The sequence below is a fragment of the Parapedobacter tibetensis genome, from assembly GCF_024704835.1.
GTDB lineage: Bacteria > Bacteroidota > Bacteroidia > Sphingobacteriales > Sphingobacteriaceae > Parapedobacter > Parapedobacter tibetensis.
The window spans coordinates 1-470 of the sequence record NZ_JAMXBE010000071.1 but is presented as its reverse complement, the minus strand read 5'-3'; the positions used below and the strand labels follow the sequence as shown (position 1 = coordinate 470).

1 protein-coding gene is annotated in these 470 nt (G+C 38.1%); it reads right to left on the bottom strand.

Translation table 11 applies throughout. The features are described from left to right. Nucleotides 1-41: 41 nt before the first annotated feature. Nucleotides 42-470, bottom strand: a 429-nt coding sequence (locus NF543_RS25310) for a hypothetical protein (protein ID WP_257957591.1), incomplete at its 5' end; no start/stop codon positions are given.

Genomic DNA, 470 nt, shown 5'->3' with positions numbered 1-470 from the left:
AGCTGCTACATAACCATTGTTGCAGAAAATTCACACCCTTTTTATAGCCATCGTTTAACCGCTTCATCTGTATCCGTGGGCAGGGTGTTAAATATAATTTTAGATTTCGGAGCATGTGCATGTACCGCATTGATGATTTGTTCAAACAAAATAAAATTAGCCGCTATACCTCTTATGCCGTTTCCAATTACTATTCCATCAAAGCTTTTTTCGTTCAAGTGGTTTTCAAGATTACTTAAATCAGTAGCACCGGTTTCAATTAAGAATAGTTCGGCATCGTAACCCATGGAATTTAATTTCTCCACAGTTGCATTGGCTCCTTGTTCAATTTTCTCTATGGTCAACCCTTGGGGAATCTCTGGGTTTGCAAAGTCGATGGTATGTGGATCCATACCGATGATTAATACTTTCTTCATGTCGTTTGTATTTAGTTGTTGTTGGTTTTTATCTGTGTCGTTGTTTTTGTCGGC